General features: G+C 57.7%; 12 protein-coding genes and 1 tRNA gene. 12 read left to right on the top strand and 1 reads right to left on the bottom strand.

Annotated elements, in window-relative coordinates:
- Window positions 1-24: 24 nt before the first annotated feature.
- The 3 genes from ACZ5RI_RS14030 (at window position 25) to ACZ5RI_RS14020 (ending at window position 4,348) form a co-directional block, all read left to right on the top strand.
- The gene (locus ACZ5RI_RS14030) at window positions 25-1,173 is read left to right on the top strand and encodes a glycosyl hydrolase (RefSeq protein WP_464513825.1); all 1,149 of its coding nucleotides are present in this window, start codon (window positions 25-27) and stop codon (window positions 1,171-1,173) included.
- Window positions 1,174-1,216: 43 nt separating this feature from the next.
- Window positions 1,217-2,398 carry a glycoside hydrolase family 130 protein gene (locus ACZ5RI_RS14025; protein ID WP_464515609.1) on the top strand — a complete coding sequence of 394 codons (1,182 nt, stop codon included), beginning with the start codon at window positions 1,217-1,219 and terminating at the stop codon, window positions 2,396-2,398.
- Window positions 2,399-2,545: 147 nt separating this feature from the next.
- Window positions 2,546-4,348, top strand: a complete 1,803-nt coding sequence (locus ACZ5RI_RS14020; RefSeq protein ID WP_464513824.1) for a glycoside hydrolase 5 family protein — start codon at window positions 2,546-2,548, stop codon at window positions 4,346-4,348.
- 5 nt (window positions 4,349-4,353) lie between these two features.
- Here ACZ5RI_RS14020 and ACZ5RI_RS14015 read toward each other — a convergent pair whose 3' ends face one another.
- Complete coding sequence (locus tag ACZ5RI_RS14015) at window positions 4,354-5,862, bottom strand: LacI family DNA-binding transcriptional regulator (RefSeq protein WP_464513823.1); 1,509 nt, start codon at window positions 5,860-5,862, stop codon at window positions 4,354-4,356.
- Window positions 5,863-6,580: 718 nt separating this feature from the next.
- Here ACZ5RI_RS14015 and ACZ5RI_RS14010 point away from each other — a divergent pair.
- From ACZ5RI_RS14010 to nuoF, 9 genes are all read left to right on the top strand, one after another.
- On the top strand, window positions 6,581-7,786 hold the full coding sequence (locus ACZ5RI_RS14010) for an AGE family epimerase/isomerase (protein ID WP_464513822.1): 1,206 nt from the start codon (window positions 6,581-6,583) through the stop codon (window positions 7,784-7,786).
- A 179-nt stretch (window positions 7,787-7,965) separates the two neighbouring features.
- Complete coding sequence (locus ACZ5RI_RS14005; RefSeq protein ID WP_464513821.1) at window positions 7,966-8,616, top strand: EF-hand domain-containing protein; 651 nt, start codon at window positions 7,966-7,968, stop codon at window positions 8,614-8,616.
- A 206-nt stretch (window positions 8,617-8,822) separates the two neighbouring features.
- Window positions 8,823-8,899 (top strand) — tRNA-Asp (locus ACZ5RI_RS14000).
- 308 nt (window positions 8,900-9,207) lie between these two features.
- The gene (locus tag ACZ5RI_RS13995; protein WP_464513820.1) at window positions 9,208-9,573 is read left to right on the top strand and encodes an NADH-quinone oxidoreductase subunit A; all 366 of its coding nucleotides are present in this window, start codon (window positions 9,208-9,210) and stop codon (window positions 9,571-9,573) included.
- A complete protein-coding gene (locus ACZ5RI_RS13990; protein ID WP_464513819.1) occupies window positions 9,564-10,118 on the top strand; it encodes a NuoB/complex I 20 kDa subunit family protein in 555 nt (184 codons plus the stop codon). The genes ACZ5RI_RS13995 and ACZ5RI_RS13990 overlap by 10 nt, the downstream gene beginning before the upstream one ends.
- Complete coding sequence (locus ACZ5RI_RS13985) at window positions 10,115-10,696, top strand: NADH-quinone oxidoreductase subunit C (RefSeq protein WP_464513818.1); 582 nt, start codon at window positions 10,115-10,117, stop codon at window positions 10,694-10,696. The genes ACZ5RI_RS13990 and ACZ5RI_RS13985 overlap by 4 nt, the downstream gene beginning before the upstream one ends.
- A 30-nt stretch (window positions 10,697-10,726) precedes the next feature.
- Entirely contained in the window at window positions 10,727-11,902 is a 1,176-nt protein-coding gene (locus tag ACZ5RI_RS13980) for an NADH-quinone oxidoreductase subunit D (protein WP_464513817.1), read from the top strand.
- A complete protein-coding gene (nuoE, locus tag ACZ5RI_RS13975; protein ID WP_464513816.1) occupies window positions 11,899-12,480 on the top strand; it encodes an NADH-quinone oxidoreductase subunit NuoE in 582 nt (193 codons plus the stop codon). Before ACZ5RI_RS13980 ends, nuoE begins: the two co-directional genes overlap by 4 nt.
- A complete protein-coding gene (nuoF, locus tag ACZ5RI_RS13970) occupies window positions 12,480-13,769 on the top strand; it encodes an NADH-quinone oxidoreductase subunit NuoF (protein WP_464513815.1) in 1,290 nt (429 codons plus the stop codon). Before nuoE ends, nuoF begins: the two co-directional genes overlap by 1 nt.
- Window position 13,770: the final 1 nt, after the last annotated feature.

Here is a 13,770-nt window from a genome sequence, read left to right as displayed (position 1 = left end):
TCAACGCAATCAGAGGAGAAAATGATGGGCAACATTTCTAAGAGCGCCGGCAGCCTGAAATCCGGTCTGCGGGCATTGTGCCTGGGGCTTGGCCTTTCAGCCGCGGTTCTGTCGCCGGTGTATGCCGCCCCGGCTTCGGCTGACATTGCCGCAAAAAAGGCCGCTGTGCTGAACTATATTCACGGTCTGGCCCAGCAGCACAAGACGCTGGCCGGTGTGCAGGTGAACGAGTTCGAGGTCTATCTCGACTGCGATTCCGCCGACCGTATTGAACAGCAGGTTGGCAAGCGCCCGGCCATTATTGGCCTTGAGATGATGAATGCCATGGCGGTGCCGCCCTATGGCAATTATGTGCTCGACCGCGCGGTGCGTCAGTCCAAATCCGGCGGTCTGGTGGCGCTGACCTGGCACGAGCGCAATCCGGTCGAAATCTGTATCCGGGGCGAATTCTTCGACTGCACCCAGCACCCGATGGATGCCGACACGCTGAAGGCGGTACTGACGCCGGGCAGCAAGGAAAACAAGCTGTGGCTCGCCGATGTCGATGCAATTGCCAAACAGTTGCAGCGCTTAAAAGATGCCGGTGTCGTGGTGTTGTGGCGGCCGTATCATGAAATGAATGGCGGCTGGTTCTGGTGGGGTAAGAAGGATCAGTATCCGGCGTTGTGGGATGCGCTGTACGAGCGTCTGGTCACCGTGCACCACCTTGATAACCTGATCTGGGTCTGGGGTTCCGACCGCGATACCCCGGATGCCACCAAATATGTTCCCGCACGCCATAAGCCCGATGTCGCCGGTATCGATGTTTATGAAGATGATCGCCTAAGCCCGAAATATGCCGCTGGCCGTGATAACCTGAAAGCCGCGTTCGGTGATAAGACGCCGTTCGCCATCACCGAAGTGGGCAAGATTCCGGAACGCAAGGTGCTGGACGAGATTAATCCGGCCTGGGTTCTGTTGTGGGGCGGGGAATATCTCAATGGCGCTTATGGCATGAAAGAGCCCTGCGCCAGCTGTAACAAGCCCGAAGATGTTGCGAACTTTCTGGGCTATGACCGCACGGTCATGCTGAATGGTCTGCCTGCCGCTTTGCGCAAAACTGTGTCGTCCGGGGTGAAAATCGCCCAGCCGCTGCCGCGCCATCCGGCGGTCTGCCCCGTCAAGCTCCGTTAAGCCAAGCTCCGCTGATTTTACTACACGAAGAGAGACTGTTGTGATGCAAACCGATTTCACCAAACGTCTGGCCGAACTGAACAGCCAGCATGAAGCCCTCATCTCCTGCCCCAATACGCCGCTGGCGGAAAATAATGGTGTCTATCAGCGTTGGGCAAACCCGGTGCTGACGGCGGCGCATGCCCCGGTGTTCTGGCGCTATGATCTGGACCCCAAAACCAATCCGTTCCTGATGGAGCGCATTGGTGTCAACGCGGCGTTCAACGCCGGTGCTATATTGTTCAATGGCAAATATGTCGTGGTGGCGCGGGTGGAAGGCAATGACCGCAAGTCGTTCTTTGCGGTGGCCGAAAGCGATAATGGCATTGATAATTTCCGCTTCTGGGATTTTCCGATTGCCCTGCCGCCCAGTGGCGAGCCCGACACCAATGTCTATGATATGCGCCTGACCCGCCATGAAGATGGCTGGATTTATGGCCTGTTCTGCACCGAACGCAAAGACAAGGGCCAGCCGAACGATACCTCGGCTGCCGAAGCGCAGTGTGGTATTGCCCGCACCCATGATCTGAAGACGTGGCAGCGGCTGCCGGATCTGATTTCGCATTCGGGCCAGCAGCGCAATGTGGTGCTGCATCCTGAATTCGTTGACGGAAAATATGCCCTTTATACCCGGCCGCAGGATGGATTTATTTCTGTTGGTGCCGGTGGTGGCATTGGCTGGTGTCTGGTCGATGATATGACGAAGGCGGTGGTTTCGGGCGATGTCATCGTCGATGCCAAAGTCTATCACACCATCAAGGAAGTGAAGAACGGTCAGGGTCCGGCCCCGATCAAAACCGCAAAGGGTTGGCTTAATCTGGCCCATGGTGTGCGCAACACGGCGGCGGGCCTACGCTATGTGCTCTATATGTTCATGACCGACCTTAATAAGCCTTGGGTTGTCACCCATGCGCCAGGCGGGCATTTCCTGTCCCCCCATGGGGCCGAGCGCGTTGGTGATGTTTCCAATGTGGCATTCAGCAATGGCTGGATCGAGACCGAAAAGGGCGAGGTTTTTATCTATTACGCCTCATCTGATACACGTCTGCATGTTGCAACCACAACGGTTGACCGTCTGGTGGATTATGTTCTTAACACGCCGTCCGATCCTTTAACCTCGGCAGGGTGTGTGGCGCAGCGTTCGGCCATGATTGCCCGGAATCTCGAAATTCTTGGCCGCAAATAATGCGATGCTGCCGGTCCTGGAGATTTCTGGGCCGGCAGCGGCTTGCCAGTTGATCGGGTAAGGCGAGCAGGCTACTCTTGCGAGCACCCGTCCATCAGCTGTTGTGCCGGGACGTAAAGCTTCACCATTTAACGGGCGGCGGTAATAATGTCCCAACCTGTATCCCCGGCTGACGGTTTTGAAAATTTCATTAGCGCTGCGGGTGGCATGTTGATGGATGGCGATGCGCCCTATCGCTTCATCTCGTTCAACGTTCCCAATCTTAATTATATTGAAGACGATATGCGGTTTCGGCAGGCCAATCCGTATCGGCTGCCCGACGAATTTGAAATGCGCGATGTTTTCGCCACCATTCGCGAAATGGGTGGGCGGGCGCTTCGCATCTATACCATTCCCGTGCGGAGTGAGACGTTTCCGGCCGATGCGCCCAGCTATGTCCTGGCCCCCGGCCAGTTCAGCGAAGAAGCTTTTTGCTGCCTTGATACGATGATGGCGCTGGCCAATGAATATGGCGTGCGCATCATCGTGCCGCTGGTCAACAACTGGCAGTGGATGGGCGGGCGGCAAAGTTATGCCGCGTTCCGTGGGCGTGATCCGGACGATTTCTGGACCGACACCCAGATCATGGATGATTTCAAGGCAACAATCCGCTTTCTGATTGAGCGCACCAATACGGTAAGCGGCCAGAAATATCGCGACGATAAGGCGATCCTGTGCTGGGAAACCGGTAACGAATTGTTCGCGCCGCCCGAATGGACGGTGGAGATTGCCCGTTTTATCAAATCGCTCGATCCCAACCATCTGGTGATGGATGGCGGCCGGGCTGATTTCAGCAATTTGCGGCCTTCGGTCCAGCCCGCCATTTTAGACGAACCGGCCATCGATATCGTTACTACGCATCATTACGAGACCGATCCGGCGCTGATCCCGCAGCATATCGAAAACAACATCCGCCTGATTGCACGGCGCAAAGCCTATCTGATTGGCGAATTTGGCTTTGCTGCCGCCCCCACCGTCTTGTCGGTGCTTGACCGCATCATTGCGCGGCCTGCCGGGGTGTCCGGGGCGCTGATTTGGTGTTTGCGTTTTCGCAATCGCGAAGGTGGTTTTTATTGGCATTCCGAACCGTTCGGCGGCATCTACAAAGCGCTGCACTGGCCGGGCTTTCCGTCGGGGCAGTCCTATGACGAAGCCCGCATGATGATGACGGTGCGGCGCAAAGCCTATGAAATTCAGAATGTCACGGCCCCGCCGATCTCGGTGGCGGCTGCCCCGTTATTACTGCCGATCGAAACCCCGACGGCGATCAGCTGGCAGGGCACGATGGGGGCCACCAGCTATGTGGTGGAGCGGGCGCAGAACCCCGACGGGCCATGGGATCGTGTCGGCCCCAATGTCGGCGATGGCGATGTGCCCTATTTCCCGCTGTTCAACGATACGACGGTGCGCGTTGGTTCGCGCTATTACTATCGTGTCTTTGCCGTCAACAGCGCCGGGGTGTCGGCCCCGTCCAACATCGTCGGCCCGGTCGAGGCGCGGTATAAAGCCAAGATCGACTGCATGAAGAATCTCGACGAAGTGGTCTATTCCTGCATGATCACCCCGGTCACCGGTTCGGATCGCAGTTTCAAGGAAATCCGCAACCGTATTTCCGGTCAAAAAGGCTCGGAATTGGTCTACAGCGTGCCGGGGCGGTTTCGTGAATTTCTGCTTTACGCCTTTGAACAGTTTGACGATGTCGGCCTGACGGTACTGGGCTCGCTCGACGGCAACAGCTGGCAGGATCTGTCGGTACGGCCGGAAAGTTTTTCCTCGGCCGAGACCAATTATGATTACTGGCGGCCCAAGCTGTATCGCTATGGCAGCGCCGACAAGCTGAAATTTCTCAAGATCCAGTTCCGTTCCGTGGCGCAGTTGGCGCGGATCGAAATTACCTACAGCCACCGCTAGGGTGGTTAGTGGGGGCCGCCATCCGGTGGACGCGAGGTGGAATCGCGCACGATCAGTTCATGATTGAGGATCTTTTCCACCGTACCGGTTTCGGCATCCATTTTGCGTGACAGCATACTGACCGCTTCCGAGGCCATTTCCCGCACCGGCTGGCGGCAGGTGGTCAGTTGCGGCCAGACAATCTTGGCCGACATGGAATCATCAAAGCCCGCAATCGACAGATCGTCGGGAATTTTCAGCTTAAATTTCTGTGCGGCCACCATGGCACCGGCGGCCATGTCGTCGTTGGCAGCAAAAATCGCTGTCGGACGTTCGTCCAGATCAAGCAATTGCTCCGCCGCTTCCATGCCGGACTGGAAGGTCAGAAACCCTTGCACGCAATACTCCTCGACAAAAGGGATGTCGAAGGCGGCCAGTGCGGCGCGATAGCCGTCATAGCGGCGCATCACCGCGCCATGGTCGGGGTGGCCCTTGATAAAGCCAATCCGCTTATGCCCCAGACTGATCAGATAGGCGGCCACGTCATAACCGGCTTTTTTTTCGTCAATCCCCACAGCAGAAATGCCGGGAATCGGTCGGCCGGGCGAAATGCGTACGCTGGGTATCTGGGCGTGCAGCAGGGCGTTGATAATCTGCTGATTATCGCACAAGGGGGGCGGCAGAATGACACCGTGCAGGCCCGAACTGGCGATCAGATTCTGGATGCGTTGATTAAGGTCGCCAGCATAGGGGCTCATCGGTTCGACCACCAGATGGTAGCCGCCCTCGCGGCTGCGGTCGAGCGCGCCGATCTGCAGCTGCGTGACATAGGTGGTCGATGGGTGGTCGTAGAGCAGTGCGATCAGATAGGAGCGGTCACTGGCCAGGCCCCGGGCAAAGACATTGGGGTGGTACGATAACACCTTGATCGCATCCAGCACCCGCGCCCGCGTTTTGGTGCTGACATTGGGGCGGTGATTGATCACCAGCGATACGGTCTTGATCGAAACCCCGGCCTCTTTGGCCACGTCATAGATACTGGGCGGTTTGGTCGGGGCTGGCGGCTGGGCGCTGGCGGGGGGCGCCTTGGCAATCAGTTGGCCCGAGGCCAGCAGCCGTTCCAAATCGAACGCTTCGCCATGCACACCCTGGTCGGCAAAGGTACCGGACAGATTCTCGCGCACCAGTGTCTTGAACCCGCGATCCGCCGGGGCGGGCAGGGTGTGAATCAGGGTCTGGTCAAAGGACGGGCTGTGCTGCAGCACGGTCTCGCCGCAGAAATACTGATAATAGGGATTCTCGGTCCAGCGCTGGGGCAGGGTCTCGTCCGGGATGCGGTAAATCTGGCGCAGCAAGGACAGGCCAAGCAGCAGGCGAACCGGAAAGGCCGGTTTTTGCCGGGGCGGTAAATATTCCTGGGCAAAGCGCTCCTCAAACGGGGGCCAGTCAATCATATCAGCAAGGCGGACAAGAACATGGTTTGGATCGACCATGCGATCCAAGGGCCATTTTTTACTGTCCTTTTCCAAGATCATTTTTTCTTATGTTCTCTTGGCTGCGCGGCAAGGCGCGGCGGCGTTTCCCCTAGCGTATTGGTATGGCGATCATGTCATACAAATACAATTTATCATTCAGTAATCGATTCGCGGACATCTGTCCTTTGGTTACGCTAACATAACCCATTTCAACAGGGGGTACTTCCAATTGTAGCGGTGTTGTGCTCCTTTTGGAGTAGTGTTTGCGGCGATGATGACGCACGTCCCCTCAAAGCAGGCAAATCCTTGGTTTTTCCTGAAATGATAGCGCTGGTGCGCATCAATGGAAAACGCTTACATCCGGCAGAAAACTATGTCATAAATTAAAAAAAATAACCGGGGAGAGACGGTTTTCTGCCATTGGGAAAGTTCCAATTGGTCGCACCAAAGTCTGTAAAGCATGACGGATCCGGCTGGTCTGGTTCGTCTGCCGACGCTTTGGGCGGGGATTGGGATGGGGATTCTCGGGGGCCAGAAAACAAAACCTTCCAAGCTTTTGGGCTATGGAGGGCTGCGGTTCTAACCGCCGCGGCTCTTTAATCGGTCCACCCGGCCGCAGCGTCTCCCAGCGCTGCGGCTGGGTTTGTTAATAACTGGGGCGGTGTTCGCCGTGATACCGCGTCACGCTTTGCCGGTTGCCCGCCTTGTGGTGGTACCGGCAGAGTGTCGCTATCCGGCATGCCCCACCCGTCTTCATATACGTCGAAGGTGATCTGGTATGACGATAGACAATGTGGCCTGGCGCGAAAATGTCCGCGACGAACTGGTGGGGAACATCCTGCCGTTTTGGGCCAAACGCACAGTGGATCCGCGCGGTGGCTTTTACGGTTTTATCGGTCAGGATTTGACGGTGGACCCGGATGCCTCGCGCTCGGCTGTGCTCAACACCCGCATTTTGTGGACCTTTTCGACCGCGCTGCGCATGTTCGGGGATACCTGGCGCCCGGTGGCCGATCACGCCTTTGCCTATATCCGGCAGAATTTTGTCGACCCGGTACATGGCGGGTTATTCTGGATGCTGGATGGGGCTGGCAAGGTCGAATCCGACCGCAAGCAGATTTATGCTCAGGCGTTCGGGATCTACGGTCTGGCGGAATATCATCGCGCCACCGGCAATCCGGAAAGTCTGCAGATGGCGCAGCAGTTGTTCCACCTGATTGAAGCCCACAGTCATGATGCCGTGCATGGCGGGTATATCGAGGCCCGCGCCCGCGACTGGTCGGCACTGGCCGATCAGCGCCTCAGCGAAAAGGACCTCAACAGTCCCAAATCCATGAACACCCATCTGCATATCATGGAGGGGTACACCAACCTTCTCAGGGTTTGGCGTGATCCTGAGCTGGTCGCCCGCCAGACCGAGCTGATGAACGTGTTCTTCGATCATATTCTCGACGCCCGTACCCGTCATCTGAAGCTGTTCTTCGATATGGATTGGTCGTTGCAGTCGCCGCACCTTTCCTATGGCCATGATATCGAGGCGAGCTGGCTGCTGGTCGAGGCGGCCGAGGTGCTGGGCGATGCCGCGATTCTGCAAAAGGCACGGGATTGGGCGGTGGCTATTGCCGGGACCGTCTATGCCGAAGGTCTCGATAGCGACGGCAGTATCTTCTATGAAGCCGAGGCGGATGGCACCCTGATCGACCCCAAGAAACATTGGTGGGCCCAGGCTGAGGCCACGGTCGGTTTCTATAACGCCTATCAGCTGTCACAGGATGCCCGCTTCCTGGAGGCCGCCCAGCGGCTGTGGGGCTACATCAAGGACAAGGTCGTCGACCATGTCCATGGCGAATGGCACGCCAAGCTGACCCCGGATGGCCGCCCGCTGCTGGCGTCCGAAGATGGGGATGTCTGTCTGGTTGGGCCGTGGAAGTGCCCCTATCACAATGCCCGGCTCTGTTTCGAGCTGGTGGACCGCTTAGGCTAGCGCCTGTCTCTTTGGCTTTTTAGGACAAACCCCGTGGCGGCTGCCACGGGGTTTTGTTTTGATACACGCGCCGCAAAACCGGTTATTCTGCCAAAAGTTTCATCGTAGATGGGCTTGCATCAGGATATTTTTGCGACAAGCCTCGCGTAAAACCTGCCCCGGCTCAAAAGGATACCCCCATGCGTAAGCTTGCGACGAAGACCCCGGTCATAACGTTGCCAAAATCATTGCCCCCACTGGCCCGCGGGCCGGTACTGGCATTGGCGCTGGCTTTGCCGCTGTCCCTGGCGCTGGGGGCCTGTTCCTCCTCGGGCTCTGCCCCGACCGAATCACATGGCATGAGCTATGACGATGAAGCCGCCGAGGCCGCCAGCAGCCAAAGCACGGCGCTGGATAAATTTTCACCGGTGCAGACCTTGTTGCGTTTTGATGCCAATCACGACGGTAAAATCACCCGCGCCGAGCTGGAAAACGGCCTGAAAGCGGAATATGCGGCGGCCGATACCAACCATAATGGCGTTCTGGAGCTGGAGGAGTATCGCGCCGTCAACGATCAGCGCTGGAAGCAGTTTGGCGCGGCGGCAACCCCGCTGGCGGACTGGAATGGCGATGGGGTGGTGGATTTTTCCGAATTCTCCGGTGGCCCGCGCACGCTGTTCGAACAGCTTGATGCCAATGCCGATGGCATCCTGACGCCGCAGGAACTGAACCCGCGCCTGAAGGCCGCTAAGAAGGGTGCCAAAGGGGCGGATGATAAGGGGCCGGCTCAGGGTGGTAACGGCCCGCAAGGTGGCCCACAAGGCGGTGGTGGCCCCGGTGGTGGACAGTAACGACAAGGGTGGCGTGGTCAAAGATCTGGCTGCTGCTGCAATTGCACCTGTGCGATGTAGTCGGTTGATTTGCAGTATTTTTCCAGAGTTAGCTGAACTGTTTAAAAAATCGCATCGGATTATCGGAACCACGCTTGACTTATTTTCGTTAAGGCCCTACATCGCGGCCCTCGCCGCTTCCTAAACGTGGTTGGCGAGACGTCCGCGGGGGCGTAGCTCAGTTGGTTAGAGTGACGGCCTGTCACGCCGTAGGTCGCGGGTTCGAGCCCCGTCGCTCCCGCCATTCTTTCGCTGGAATATTCCAGCTGTAAGATTGGACTTAAAAAGCAGAAGTCAGGCATGATCCCATGTCTGGCTTTTATGCTATTTGTACGTGAATATTTTACCTTCTTACCGCAACATCATCGCCACACTGCATTTCGCAATGAAATGTAGCCGGTGGAATGCGTATTTTTTTGTTTGACCGCAGCGTTAACTGATCTAAACCCATTCTAAACTATAACGCTTCGGCTCGGCCTCGAATACGGTTAAACCTGAGCAAAAGTTGCTGCGCTGGCAGGGTGCTAGCTGGTTAATGGAGCTTGAAGACCCATGGAACGGATGCTGCTGGAATATCTGCCGGTTGTTCTGTTCGTTGCTATTGCCGCCGTTATGGCGCTGGGGCTGATCGTAACGCCGTACCTGATCGCCCCGCAAAAGCCCGATCCTGATAAATTGTCGGCCTACGAGTGCGGTTTCGATTCGTTTGGCGATTCGCGCATGAAGTTCGACATCCGATTCTATCTCGTCACCATCCTGTTCATCCTGTTCGATCTTGAAGCGGCCTTTCTGTATCCGTGGGCGGTCAGTCTGGGGCATATCGGCCTGTTCGGCTTCTGGTCGATGGTGGTGTTCTTAGGCGTGCTGACGGTCGGCTTCATTTACGAGTGGAAAAAAGGAGCCCTGGAATGGGAGTGATTCCCGCAAGATCCACCTCTGCCAGCGGTTTGCCACGTGCGGTGGCCCCGGATGATCCCTATTTCAAGGCGGTTCAGGCCGAGCTGGCGGAAAAGGGCTTTCTGGTCGCCAATATTGATGCGCTGATCGAATGGGCCCGCACCGGTTCGCTGATGTGGATGACCTTTGGTCTGGCCTGCTGTGCGGTCGAAATGATGCAGGCGTCGATGCCGCGTTACGATCTGGAGCGATTCGGCTTTGCCCCGCGTGGTTCGCCCCGTCAGTCAGATGCCATGATCGTCGCCGGTACGCTGTGCAACAAAATGGCCCCCGCTTTGCGTCGGGTTTACGACCAGATGCCCGAGCCACGGTATGTCATCTCGATGGGCTCCTGCGCCAACAGCGGTGGCTACTACTCCTATTCCTATTCGGTGGTGCGCGGTTGTGATCGCATTGTGCCGGTGGACGTGTATGTGCCCGGCTGCCCACCCACTGCGGAAGGACTGGTTTATGCTGTGATGATGTTGCAGCGGAAAATCCGTCGTACGGGGACGATCGAACGATGAGCGCGGATCTTCATCAGAGCCTGGCCGATCAGCTTGGGGCCGCATTGCCCGGCGCGGGGCTGAACAGCACCATCGCCTATGACGAGCTGACGGTGGAAACCGATGCGGCGCATCTTATCGGGCTGCTGACCTATTTGCGTGATGGCGAGGGTTTTGCCCTGCTGCTCGATATCTGTGGGGTCGACTGGCCGGCGCGCGCAAAGCGCTTCGATGTCGTCTATCACCTCTTGTCGTTGCGGTCGAACCGCCGCATCCGTGTTAAGCTTAAAATCGGCGAGGGTGAAGATGTGCCCAGCGCCACCAGGGTGTTTCTGACCGCCGGCTGGTTCGAGCGCGAAGCCTTCGACATGTATGGCATCGGTTTTTCCGGTAACGCCGATCTTCGGCGCATTCTGACCGATTATGGTTTCGAGGGGCACCCCCTGCGCAAGGATTTCCCGCTCACCGGTTTCGTCGAGACCCGTTACGACGACGAAGCCAAGGCGGTGGTGTATCGCCCGGTGCAGCTGGTCCAGGAATATCGCAACTTCGACTTTACCAGCCCATGGGAAGGGGCTGGTCCGGTCAAAGGCGAATAACGTCAAAAGCGAACAAAGCGGCAAATCGGTATGGCTGAGACGGAAAGTAATATCACACTCAATTTCGGGCCCCAGCATCCTTCGGCCCATGGTGTGCTGCGCCTGATCCTTGAACTGGACGGCGAAGTGGTGGCGCGTGCCGATCCGCATATCGGGTTTCTGCATCGCGGTACCGAAAAGCTGATCGAGTACAAGACCTATCTGCAGGGCTTACCCTATTTCGACCGGCTCGATTACACCGCGCCGATGAATCAGGAGCATGCCTTCTGTCTGGCGGCGGAAAAGCTGCTGGGGCTGAAGGTGCCGCCGCGGGCGCAATATATCCGCGTGCTGTTTTCCGAAATCGGCCGTCTGTTATCGCATCTGCTTAACGTTACCACCCAGGCGATGGATGTCGGCGCGCTGACCCCGCCGCTGTTGGGGTTTGAAGAGCGCGAAAAGTTGATGGGCTTTTACGAGCGGGTTTCGGGCGCACGTATGCATGCGGCCTATTTCCGTTTCGGTGGCGTGCATCAGGATATGCCCGATGGGCTTGCCGAAGACATTTATGCCTTTTGCGAACAGTTCCCCGCCCGTCTTGATGAAATTGAAGAACTGCTGACCGACAATCGTATCTTCAAGCAGCGTAACGTAGATATCGGCGTGGTCACGCGTGAGATTGCCGAAACCTGGGGCTTTACCGGCGTGCTCTTGCGTTCGGCCGGTGTGGCGTGGGACTTGCGCCGCAATCAGCCCTACGAATGTTACAGTGATCTCGACTTCAAGGTGCCGGTGGGCAAGAACGGCGATTGCTACGACCGTTATGTCATGCGCATGGAAGAAATGCGCCAGTCCGCCCTGATCATGAAACAGTGCATCGAAAAGATGCCCAAGGGGCCGGTCCATGCTGACGACCGCAAGGTGGTGCCGCCGACCCGGGCCGAGATGAAAACCTCGATGGAAGCGCTGATCCATCACTTCAAGCTGTTCACCGAAGGTTTCCGTGTGCCCGAGGGCGAGGTTTATACCGCGGTCGAAGCACCCAAGGGTGAGTTTGGCGTCTATCTGGTGTCGGATGGCTCGAACAAACCCTATCGCTGTAAGATCCGCGCCCCGGGCTTTGCCCATTTGCAGGCGCTGGATGCCTTAAGCAAAGGCCATATGCTGGCGGACGTCTCTGCCATCGTCGGCTCGCTTGATCTTGTTTTCGGGGAGGTGGACCGGTGAGCGCGCGCCGTCTGTATCACGATCAACCCGCCAGTTTCGCCTATACGGCAGAAAATCTGGCCCGCGTTGAAAAAGAAGTCACCAAATATCCGGCAGGCCGTCAGGCTTCGGCGGTGATCGCCGCCCTGTGGATCGGGCAGGAGCAGGAAGGCTGGGTCACCCAGCCGATGATCGACGTGGTCGCCAGCCTGCTCAGCATGGCACCGATCCGTGTGCTGGAAGTGGCCAGCTTCTACACCATGTTTCGTCTTGCCCCGGCCGGCACCCATGTCGTGCAGGTCTGCACCTGTGTGCCATGCTGCCTCAACGGTTCGGACGACATCGTCAAGGTGTGCAAGACGCATATTGCCGAAAAGCCCAACACGGTTTCCGCCGATGGCAAGCTGTCCTGGGAAGAGGTCGAATGCCTTGGGGCCTGTGTGAATGCGCCGGTGGTGCAGATTGGCTCCGACAATTACGAAGACCTCACCGCAGATCAGGCTGCCGAGATTATCGAGGCCCTGCGCCGTGGTGAGACCCCGAAGACCGGCCCGCAAAATGGCCGCCATGCGTCCGAACCGCAGAAGGATGCTGTCTGATGCTGGCTGATAAAGACCGTATCTTTAAGAACCTGTATGGTTTCGATGATCCGGGCCTTGCCGGTGCGCGGCGGCGCGGGATCTGGGATGGCACCAAGGCGCTGCTCGATCGTGGCCCTGACGCGATCATCGACGAGATCAAGAAATCGGACTTACGGGGCCGTGGTGGCGCAGGTTTTTCGACCGGGATGAAATGGTCGTTCATGCCCAAGACGGTCGGTGCCAAACCGCATTATCTGGTCATCAATGCCGATGAATCCGAACCGGGCACCTGTAAAGACCGCGATATCTTGCGCCATGATCCGCATATCCTGATCGAAGGTGCGCTGGTGGCCTCGTTTGCCATGCATGCCCATACCGCCTTCATCTATGTGCGCGGCGAATTTATTCGCGAGCGCGAAGCGTTGCAGCGCGCGGTCGATGAAGCCTATGCCGCCAAGCTGATTGGCAAGAACAATATTCACGGCTGGGATTTCGATCTGGTCGTCCATCATGGTGCGGGCGCCTATGTCTGCGGTGAAGAAACCGCCCAGCTCGAAAGTATCGAGGGCCGTAAAGGTCAGCCGCGGATGAAGCCGCCGTTCCCGGCTGGCTCCGGCCTTTATGGCTGCCCGACCACCGTGAACAATGTCGAAAGCATTTCTGTAGCCCCGACGATCCTGCGCCGCGGCGCAGCATGGTTTGCCGGGTTCGGGCGGCCGCGCAACACGGGCACCAAGATTTTCTCGATCTCCGGTCACGTCAACAGGCCGTGCAATGTCGAAGAAGCCCTTGGCATCGGTTTGCGTGAGCTGATTGAAACCTATGCCGGTGGTGTGCGCGGTGGTTGGGATAATCTTCTGGCGGTGATCCCCGGTGGGGCATCGACGCCGATTTTGCCCAAGGAAATCTGCGATACCGTGACGATGGATTTCGATGCCTTACGCGATGTGCAAAGCGGGTTGGGCACGGCGGCGGTGATCGTGCTCGATAAATCGGCCGATGTGGTCCGGACCATCGCAAGGCTGGCGCATTTCTATGCCCACGAAAGTTGCGGTCAGTGCACACCGTGCCGCGAGGGCACCAGCTGGATTGAAAAGCTGATGAACCGCATGGTCATCGGCGATGCCAAAGTCGAAGAGATCGACCTGCTCTATCAGGTCACCAAACAGATGGAAGGGCGCACGATCTGCGCGTTGGCCGATGGTGCCGCGTGGCCGATTCAGGGGCTGATCCGTCATTTCCGTCCCGAGATGGAAAGGCGTATTGCCGCCTTCCATGCGTCTTCGCGGACGGCGGTAGGAGCGTAAT

It is taken from the genome of Micropepsis pineolensis, assembly GCF_055392125.1.
This window is presented reverse-complemented; position numbering and strand designations above follow the sequence as displayed.

Bases quoted from the DNA above. Each gene is read 5' to 3' on its own strand.
- ACZ5RI_RS14030 (WP_464513825.1), top strand. From the start codon at position 25: ATGGGCAACATTTCTAAGAGCGCCGGCAGCCTGAAATCCGGTCTGCGG.
- ACZ5RI_RS14025 (WP_464515609.1), top strand. From the start codon at position 1,217: ATGCAAACCGATTTCACCAAACGTCTGGCCGAACTGAACAGCCAGCAT.
- ACZ5RI_RS14020 (WP_464513824.1), top strand. From the start codon at position 2,546: ATGTCCCAACCTGTATCCCCGGCTGACGGTTTTGAAAATTTCATTAGC.
- ACZ5RI_RS14015 (WP_464513823.1), bottom strand. From the start codon at position 5,862: ATGATCTTGGAAAAGGACAGTAAAAAATGGCCCTTGGATCGCATGGTC.
- ACZ5RI_RS14010 (WP_464513822.1), top strand. From the start codon at position 6,581: ATGACGATAGACAATGTGGCCTGGCGCGAAAATGTCCGCGACGAACTG.
- ACZ5RI_RS14005 (WP_464513821.1), top strand. From the start codon at position 7,966: ATGCGTAAGCTTGCGACGAAGACCCCGGTCATAACGTTGCCAAAATCA.
- ACZ5RI_RS13995 (WP_464513820.1), top strand. From the start codon at position 9,208: ATGGAACGGATGCTGCTGGAATATCTGCCGGTTGTTCTGTTCGTTGCT.
- ACZ5RI_RS13990 (WP_464513819.1), top strand. From the start codon at position 9,564: ATGGGAGTGATTCCCGCAAGATCCACCTCTGCCAGCGGTTTGCCACGT.
- ACZ5RI_RS13985 (WP_464513818.1), top strand. From the start codon at position 10,115: ATGAGCGCGGATCTTCATCAGAGCCTGGCCGATCAGCTTGGGGCCGCA.
- ACZ5RI_RS13980 (WP_464513817.1), top strand. From the start codon at position 10,727: ATGGCTGAGACGGAAAGTAATATCACACTCAATTTCGGGCCCCAGCAT.
- nuoF (WP_464513815.1), top strand. From the start codon at position 12,480: ATGCTGGCTGATAAAGACCGTATCTTTAAGAACCTGTATGGTTTCGAT.